The organism is Polaromonas sp. AET17H-212, assembly GCF_002379085.1.
Lineage (GTDB): Bacteria > Pseudomonadota > Gammaproteobacteria > Burkholderiales > Burkholderiaceae_C > Polaromonas.
This window is the reverse complement of the sequence record NZ_NBZW01000054.1, coordinates 1-8,378: the sequence shown is the minus strand read 5'-3', so window position 1 is coordinate 8,378 and position 8,378 is coordinate 1. Positions and strand designations below refer to the sequence as shown.

The 8,378-nt window shown below is 56.9% G+C and carries 6 protein-coding genes and 1 pseudogene; all 7 read right to left on the bottom strand.

The annotated features are described in order from the left end of the window. A pseudogene (locus B7G53_RS22015) lies at positions 1 to 359 on the bottom strand (hypothetical protein); the annotation flags it as partial. 28 nt (positions 360 to 387) lie between these two features. Continuing rightward, the gene (locus B7G53_RS22010) at positions 388 to 2,685 is read right to left on the bottom strand and encodes an acyl-CoA dehydrogenase (RefSeq protein WP_096671743.1); all 2,298 of its coding nucleotides are present in this window, start codon (positions 2,683 to 2,685) and stop codon (positions 388 to 390) included. Between the two features lie 100 nt (positions 2,686 to 2,785). Then, positions 2,786 to 3,571 carry an enoyl-CoA hydratase-related protein gene (locus tag B7G53_RS22005; RefSeq protein ID WP_176491451.1) on the bottom strand — a complete coding sequence of 262 codons (786 nt, stop codon included), beginning with the start codon at positions 3,569 to 3,571 and terminating at the stop codon, positions 2,786 to 2,788. A 60-nt stretch (positions 3,572 to 3,631) separates the two neighbouring features. Continuing rightward, a complete protein-coding gene (locus tag B7G53_RS22000) occupies positions 3,632 to 5,737 on the bottom strand; it encodes an acetate--CoA ligase family protein (RefSeq protein WP_255250132.1) in 2,106 nt (701 codons plus the stop codon). A 139-nt stretch (positions 5,738 to 5,876) separates the two neighbouring features. After that, on the bottom strand, positions 5,877 to 7,187 hold the full coding sequence (locus tag B7G53_RS21995; RefSeq protein WP_096671737.1) for a TRAP transporter large permease: 1,311 nt from the start codon (positions 7,185 to 7,187) through the stop codon (positions 5,877 to 5,879). After that, positions 7,184 to 7,627 carry a TRAP transporter small permease subunit gene (locus B7G53_RS21990; protein WP_096671735.1) on the bottom strand — a complete coding sequence of 148 codons (444 nt, stop codon included), beginning with the start codon at positions 7,625 to 7,627 and terminating at the stop codon, positions 7,184 to 7,186. Before B7G53_RS21990 ends, B7G53_RS21995 begins: the two co-directional genes overlap by 4 nt. Beyond that, on the bottom strand, positions 7,560 to 8,378 hold an 819-nt coding region (locus B7G53_RS21985), incomplete at its 5' end, for a TRAP transporter substrate-binding protein (protein ID WP_176491450.1). The genes B7G53_RS21990 and B7G53_RS21985, both read right to left, overlap by 68 nt.

Below are 8,378 nucleotides of genomic sequence, written 5' to 3'. Positions count from 1 at the left end.
CCCACGGCTGCTCCAGGCAAGGCGAAAGGCAATTCGCCGACGAGAAGTTTGAAATAGGCCGTATCGTAATAATAGGCTGGGACTGCATATCCCACGTGATAAACGCCGCCTTTGACATCGTCCAGCACGGCCCTGGAACTCCCCAATACGCCACCAGGATAGAGATTCACCTTGACGCGGCCCTTGGTCTTTTTTTCCACCAGTTTCTTCCAGGGTTCAAAGGCGCCGACTGCGGCGGGTGCCGAGCTGGCAACCCAGTAACCGAATTCCAGTTGGATCGGCTCTTGGGCATGGATTGCCGGAGCTGCGCCGAGCGACAAAACTGATGCAACTGTCAGTGTCTTTATAAACTTAAGCATAACTACTGTCTCCTATTAATATGAAAAATTAGGCTGGCAAACCAAGAACCGCTTTTGCCAGGATGTTGCGCTGGATCTCGCTACTCCCACCGTAGATAGTGGCCGGACGAGACGTGAAATACAGGTTGGCCGGGTGCAGCCGAGCGCGTTCGCCCAGAACCAATGTGTCATCGATAGTGGCTGTTTCAGCGCAAGTCTCGACGATCAAGTCGGTGACGCGCTGAAAGGTTTCCGTGATCCAGACCTTTAGCATCGATACCTCTGCACCGAGTTCCTTACCGCGGCGCAAGACATCGGCAAACCGTACGAAGGCGACGCTCAGATCCTCGATGTCCAGCTGTAACTCGACAAACTTGGCACGGAACACGGGTTCGTCGAACAGGCCGCGCGACCGCGCATATTCGCGCAGCAGCTTCAACGGATACTTCGCCAAGCGTGGGTTACCAAGCATGATACGTTCCGAGCCAAGCAGCGATTTCGCCATAGTCCAACCTTCGTTGATGTTGCCGACGAGGTTCTCCTTCGGCACCTTGACGTTTTCGAAGAAGACTTCGCAGAAATCGGCATTGCCGGTGAGATTGGTGATGCGCCGCACGGTGATGCCGGGGGAATCCATGTCTGCGAGAAGGAAGCTGATCCCCTTTTGCTTCTTTGTTGTCTTGTCAGTGCGCACTAGCAGGAATATCTTGTCGGCTTCGTACGCAAAAGAAGTCCATGTCTTCTGGCCGTTAACGACGAAGTGCTTGCCTTCGAGCACCGCAGTCATGCGCAACCCGGCAAGATCGGACCCAGCCCCAGGTTCCGAATAACCCTGGCACCAGCGGGTTTCTCCCGACAGAATCTTCGGCAGGTAGGTTCGCTTCTGTTCTTCGGTCCCATAGCGAATGAGAAGCGGCCCAAGCATGACGACCCCGAAATTTGGAACAATATTCATCCCGACCCGGTCGAACTCTTCCTGCAACTGCACTTGTTCGTACGCCGATAACCCCATGCCGCCATGCTCCTTCGGCCAGCCGGGAGCAGCCCAGCCCATTTCATAGAGCTTGCGATGCCACGTTTCGGTCTTGGATGCATTCAAGCGATCCGGCGGGAAACGGAATTCCTGCGGAAAGTTCTCTTCAATCCATTGACGCTTCGATGCCATTGCGCCATCCTCTGCCCCGCCGCTATCGCATCCTTCACCTTCTTCCGCCGCGAGCTTGCTGTAGCGGCGACGATGTTCGTCCGCACTGCCTAGCCATGCCGCGAGAACCATCGCCTTCTTCAGGAACAGGCCTATGTTGCATTCGTCCGTGTAGCCGATGCCACCGTGCAGTTGGACACAACCCTTGACCACTTTCAGCGCCGCATCCGAGCAGCGTGCCTTGGCCTGGCTGGCTGCCACAGCTCGTTGTACCGGATCAACTGTGGTGTCAAATAGCGCAGCGTTCTGGAGCAGGACCGAACGCGAAAGTTCAGTCAGGATGAGCAAATCCACCGCACGATGCTGCAGTGCCTGGAAGCTGCCGACCGGGCGGCCGAATTGCTCGCGTATCTTGATGTATTCGACCGAGATTTCCAGCGCGCGGGTCATCACACCCACCAACTCTGCGCTCGCCGCGATTCGGCCTTCATCGATCACACGTTCCAGCACCGCTGCGCCCACGCTTTCCGATGCAACCGTGTGATCGGATTCGACGTTCACGTTGTCAAGCCGCAGCTCGCTCCAAAACCCGCCGTCAACGCGCAGCTTCGACTGCACCGAGAGGCCAGGTGTGCCTTTGTCAATCAGGTACAGAGCGGTGCCTTTCTGCGTCTTCGCTGAAACAATGAACGCATCGGCAGCATCGCCCACCGGCACGAAACATTTAGCGCCATTCAGGACTGTTTTGCCGTCTTTCTGTGTCGCGACGACTGCGACCGGCTCCAGCCGCTGGCTGGCTGCCTGTTCCTGCCACGCGAGCGCTGACGTAAATTCGCCGGACGCGAGTCGTGGCAGTACGCGTGACTTCAACGGTTCGTTGTCGCCGTACAGGATTGCGCCGCCAGCAACCAGCGCAACCGCCGTCAGAGGCTCGGGCGCAAGCCCGCGCCCCATCTGCTCCAGCAGCAGCACGGTCTGTGAAAACGATGTGTCGCTACCGTCGAACTTCTCGGGCAGGCGCAACCCGAGCCAGCCGAGGGAGGCCATCTCGCGCCATACGTCAGTGCTGTATCCCGGTGCCTGTCCGCGCTGGGCACGGACGCGATGGTAATCAGAATCCTTGGCATAAAACGATGCGGCGCTGTCACGGATCATCTGCTGTTCTTCCGTGAACGCGTCTATGCGCGCACTCAAATCAATCATTTCTTTCTCCCCTTATTCGTACACTCAAATTCGAAACACAATATCCCAAGCAGGGTGTTATCGACGATACCGCTCAAATCCATTCGCGCGACGCCCCTTCCTATCGCCCGTTGTAGACCGGCTTGCGTTTTTCTGCAAAGGCTTTTCTGGCCTCCGCGTTGTCCTCGGTCTTGCGCGCCAAGCTCTGGCATTCATTCTCTAGCAGAATCTGATCACGCAGACTGTTGTTCTTCGCGTCTCTCATCAGGCGCTTGATCAGGGAATAGGTCGTTGTCGGGCCGACGGCAAGCTTGTTGACAATCGCACTGGCTTCTTGCATCAGCTTGTCGTCATCCACGCATTTCCAGATGAGCCCCCAATCGGCGGCTGTCTCCGCGGCAAGCTTCTCTCCAAGGAGCATGAGCCCGGTAGCACGTGCGCTCCCGACTGCCTGGGTGACAAGCCAGCTTGCGCCCGTGTCGGGCACGAGTCCTAGATTCACAAAGGCCTGGACGAAGTAGGCGGAGCGGGCCGCCAATACGATGTCGCAACTGAGGGCGAGACTCACCCCCGCACCGGCGCATACGCCGTTGACTGCAGCAACGGTGGGAATCCTGAGGTCTTTGAGCAACTGGTACGTAGGCGCAAAGTAGTCGCGTAACAGCTCATCCGGATCGTCGGGATTCAGCCCGGGCCTGGGCGCAGTCAAATCGACGCCCGAGGAGAAGCCACGCCCCGTTCCTGTAATCAGGAGCGCCCGGACCTCATGCGACGCGATCACCTGCTTCAGACTCGCATGGAAATCGATGAGTGACCGCATGCTGAGCGCGTTCAGCGTCTCCGGACAGTTAAGCGTGATGCAGGCTATGTTGTCCTTGATCTCCAGTTGGAGCGTCTCGCCGTTCATGGTATCTTTCCTAATTCTTTGGTCCATCAAGCGAGTGAAATCCGTATCGAGACAGCACCGCTAACTATGCTGTGTGACGATGAGCGCGTCGACGGCGATGATGCGTTCACCTGAACAGATCAGAGGATTCACATCCAGTTCTGAAATACGCTCCTTCTGATCGGCGACCAGTTCCGACAGCCTGCACACGATGTTGGCGAGATTGTCCAGATTCACCGGTTCCGAGCCGCGAAAGCCGGCCAGCACCGCTTTTCCTTTCAGGCGACCCAGCATTGCCAAGGCTTCGTCGTGATTGACTGGAGCCAGGTCGAGCACCGTGTCTTTCAGCAGTTCGACCAGAATTCCGCCCAAGCCGACAACGATCAAGGGACCAAACAGCGGATCCACCTTCGCACCCACCATGATTTCAGTGCCGGCCGGGATCATCGGCTGCACCAGCACGCCGTTGATCTTCGGCGGTGGCGATACCCCTTTGGCGTTGGCCATGACTGCCTCATAGGCACTCCTTACCTCAGCCTCAGTCTTCAGGTTGAGTCGGATAACACCGGCTTCAGTTTTGTGAGGGAGATCGGGCGACTCGACCTTCATTGCCACCGGATAGCCCATGCCGTTGGCGGCGGTGACCGCGTCATCGGCGGACTGAACGAGCTCTTCGTCGACCACCGGTATCCCGTAGGCACTTAATACTTTTTTAGCTTCGCGCTCAGTGAGAATATTGTTTTCCGCACTGTCGAGCAGTTTGGCTGCGGTCTGCGCGGCTTCAGTTCCGGAAGCTCGTGCCAGCTTGCGCGGCTGCGCGCGCATCCACTGCTCTCGTTCGTTCCATGCAGCGAGCGTGGCAAAGCACCGATCCATCGAGCGGAACATCGCAACGTGCGGATCGAGCTCAGTTTCGATCGCACCGGGACCCTCCATCCATTCGGTAAGCCAGACAGCGCACGCGATTTTGTTGTAACGCTTGGCCGACTCGCTGAAAATCTTGAGGCGTGCCGTCGCTATCGCATAGGCAAGAGGTTGAGGAACGACCAGCGCACCAAAAGTATCGTCGCTCATGAGCGCATCGACACAGGCATGCAGACTTTCCGGGGATCCGAGCACCTGTGCCGTCACGTCGCATGGGTTTTTGGGCGAGCCAAATTCTGGGACAACCCTCTCAAGCACCTCGCGAGTTTTTGCAACCGGTTGTGGCAGTTGCACGTTGTAGAGTTCCGCCTTGTCAGCCGCCATGATGCACGCACCGCCCGAAGTCGCAACCACAGCGACGCCAGGCGCCTTGGGCCGCGATGCCTTGCCAAAGAAGGCGGCGGTTTCAATGAGGGCTTCAAAGTTATCGACAACGATAATACCGACGCGCTTGAAGGCAGCGCGATACGCCGCATTGGAACCCGCGAGCGAGCCAGTATGGGACATGGCGGCGGCGGCACCTTGTTCTCCCGTTGCCATCTTATAGATGATCACCGGCTTGTTCGCGACATGGGCAATTTCTGCCGCCTCAATGATACGACTCGGGTTGGACATGCCTTCGAACACGCAAGCAATGACCTTGCAATTCGGGTCATCGGCAAGATAGCTGATCTCATCCGCCACGTCAACGTCGCAGGCGTTACCGCATGCGAGTACGTGGCTGAAGGATATGCCGTGTTCGATTGCCTGTGACAAGGCGAAGCCAAGCGCACCCGACTGGCTGACCAGTCCGATTGCGTCGGGGCGCGATGTAGGCAGGCTGGCATCGGGTACAGCCGCAAAGGTGGCATGAAAGCCGTTTTTGTAATTCAATGCGCCGATGCAATTCGGGCCGAGGATGCGCACGCCGGACTCGCGGGAAATCTGAACCAGTCTCGCCTGCTGCTTCTCACGGTCTGATTTTCCGGTTTCGCTATAGCCCGAAGAGTAAATGATGATCCCACCGACGCGGCGTTCGGCGCACTCCACCACGATCGGCTCCACGGCTTCTCGCGGGACGGCAATAATGACGCAATCGGGCGTCTCGGGCAATGCCTTGATCGATGGATAGCACTGCCTCTCCCCGATCCGGTCGTACTTGGCATTGACAGGGTAGATAGGGCCGGCAAATTTTGCCTGCTCCAGGATGGCAAGCGTTCTCGAGCCAAACGCACCTGCAGTCGGTGACACGCCGACAACCGCAACGCTTTTTGGGGCGAACATACGGTCAAGTTCCGCGTGGCGATAGACTCTGCGATGATTCGAGCTCATGAGGATTGGTTCTCCAAGATTTGACGTCGCTGCTACATGGATGAGAATGCGCGATCCATATACCAACATCTATGGATGATCTGCTTGCAGGTCAGTCCATCAAGCGAGGTAACAGTAGCGCAATATCCGGAAACGCGATCAGCAACCCGATCAATACGATGATCGGCAGCATGAACAGCAACGCTCCTCTGTAAATACTGCCCATCGACAGACCCGGATTAACTCCCTTCAGGACAAAGCATCCCATCCCGACCGGCGGACTTATCAAGGCCATCTCGATCATCACCACGACAATAACGCCGAACCAGATCATGTCAAAACCCAATGCCTTCAATGTTGGCAAAAAGATCGGAATCGTAATCACCACCATCGCGAGGGCGTCCATGATGGCGCCCAGGAACACGTACATCAGTAAAATTATTAGTAGCACGGCAACGGGACTCATGTTCAATGTACTAATAAAATCCGCCAGGTTGGCCGGCAAGCGGGTGATCGCCAAGAAGTAGTTGAGGATGAATGCGCCCAGAATGATGGCGAACAGGAATGCAGTCACCTTCACCGTGTTGTTCAGACTCTGGAACAGGTTGCCCCAGGTCATCCGGCCACGTATCCATGCGATGATCAGCGCACCCAAAGCCCCTGCGCCGGCCGCTTCCGTCGGACTGAATAAGCCGACATACATGCCGCCGATGACGACAACGAAGAGGATGGCAATCCACAATATGGAGCGCAGCCCGAAAATCCGGTCCCGCCATGAGCTGCGCTCCATCGCCGGCCCCATGCTGGGACGTACCAGCACCGCGCCATAGATCGTTAGCATATACAACACGGTAAGCAGGATTCCCGGCAGAATTCCGGCAATCAGCAGTTTACCGATCGACTCTTCGGTCAGTATGCCGTAGATAATGAACGCGGTGCTGGGCGGGATCAGAATACCCAAGGTACCCCCCGCTACGATCGCGCCGCTACCCAAGACGTCTGAATACCCGGCCTTCTGCATTTCCTTGGAAGCAACAATGCCGATGGTCGCGGTGCTGGCGATGCTGGAACCGCAGGCGGCTGCAAAAATCGCGGATGCTCCGACCGTGGCCAGTGCCAACCCTCCTCGGATATGCCCCATCCACTTGCGGAATACCGCGAACAAATCGTCGCTGATCCCGGACAGGAAAATCAACTCGCTCATCAGTACGAACATGGGAATAGTGGTCAGAGTGTAGTGATAGCTACGATTCCACACGATCGTGTTCAGCAAAGTGCTCATCGGAACCCAGCCTCGCAGGTACCAGGCGCCAATGATGCCCGGCACAGCCATGGCAATAGCGATGGGCACCCGCAGGAACATCAGCAGAAACATGAGACCGATGCCGAGCAATCCAACTATTTCAACGGATAGGTGACTCATGCGTGCCCCCCTGAAGCAACGGAAACACGGCCTTCACGGGCATTCTGCAGGATGGTTGGAATACGCAGAATCGCTTGCAAGCCCCACAACCAAAAACCGAAGCCGATGATGAACTTGAACGGTGAAAGCGGAATCGACAAATAGTCAGTGGACAATGGGTTTGTCGTAGCATACTCAACGGCCACTTCCAGGGTGACCCAGCCAATTACCCCGCAGGCCAAAAAAATCAGTGCTACGCCCAACATATCTGCGGCAGCCTGCCAGCGCGCAGACAATTGATCCACCAGCAATCCGACGGTGATATGGCCCTGCACCTTTTCGGTGTAAGCCAGTCCCAGCATCACCATGGTCCCCATGGTGAGTTCAATCAGCTCAACTTCGGCAGGAAGCGCGAGCCCTAAAAGCCGTGCCGCCACCGCGTAGGCGATCAACAACATCATGAATTGCGTTTTTCTTCATGATGGCCTTGTAATCCGCAAGGAGTGCTTCGCCGGGCAAGCCGCGCTTGTTGGCCTCTTTCACCCAGTCCTCCCATGCCTGCTTGGCGGGGGCGATGAATTTGGCTTTTTCCTCGGGTGCCAAGGTGATGATCTCACCCTTGCCCTTGGCTTTGAAGTACGCGCTCATTTTTTCCAGGGCAGCCGGAGCACCGCGCTCATACACTTCCGCGACCATGGTCGCCAGGGCAGGATTCAACTCTTCGTCGAACATTTTCTTCAAGTCCGCCGGCAGCTTCTCAAAGAACGTCTTGTTCATGATCATGTTGACAACCACCGTGGGCGAGTTGATTTTGGTGACGTAGGAGGCCACCTCAAAATACTTCCAACCCAATGCGCCGGCCGGGGTGTAATGCATCGCGCCAAGGGTGCCGCGCTCCAACGCGGTATACGCCTCTTCCGGCTGCATCGGCGTCGCTACTGCACCCCAGGCCTGGGCGATCGGCACCCAAGCCTTGCCCGCAGCCCGCAGCCTCACGCCTTTCATGTCATCGAACGTGCGGATCGGCTTGCTGCTGAATATCACGTAAGGATCCGAAACTACAATCCCCATGTTCTTGACACCAAGCTTGTCGAACACATCCTTCCCATGCTTTTCGACGAACTCCGTCATCACCTTCGCGCCCACGGCTGCTCCAGGCAAGGCGAAAGGCAATTCGCCGACGAGAAGTTTGAAATAGGCCGTATCGTAATA

Coding starts and splice junctions, on each gene's coding strand:
- B7G53_RS22010 (WP_096671743.1), bottom strand. CDS start 2,685: ATGATTGATTTGAGTGCGCGCATAGACGCGTTCACGGAAGAACAGCAG.
- B7G53_RS22005 (WP_176491451.1), bottom strand. CDS start 3,571: ATGAACGGCGAGACGCTCCAACTGGAGATCAAGGACAACATAGCCTGC.
- B7G53_RS22000 (WP_255250132.1), bottom strand. CDS start 5,737: ATGTTCGCCCCAAAAAGCGTTGCGGTTGTCGGCGTGTCACCGACTGCA.
- B7G53_RS21995 (WP_096671737.1), bottom strand. CDS start 7,187: ATGAGTCACCTATCCGTTGAAATAGTTGGATTGCTCGGCATCGGTCTC.
- B7G53_RS21990 (WP_096671735.1), bottom strand. CDS start 7,627: ATGATGTTGTTGATCGCCTACGCGGTGGCGGCACGGCTTTTAGGGCTC.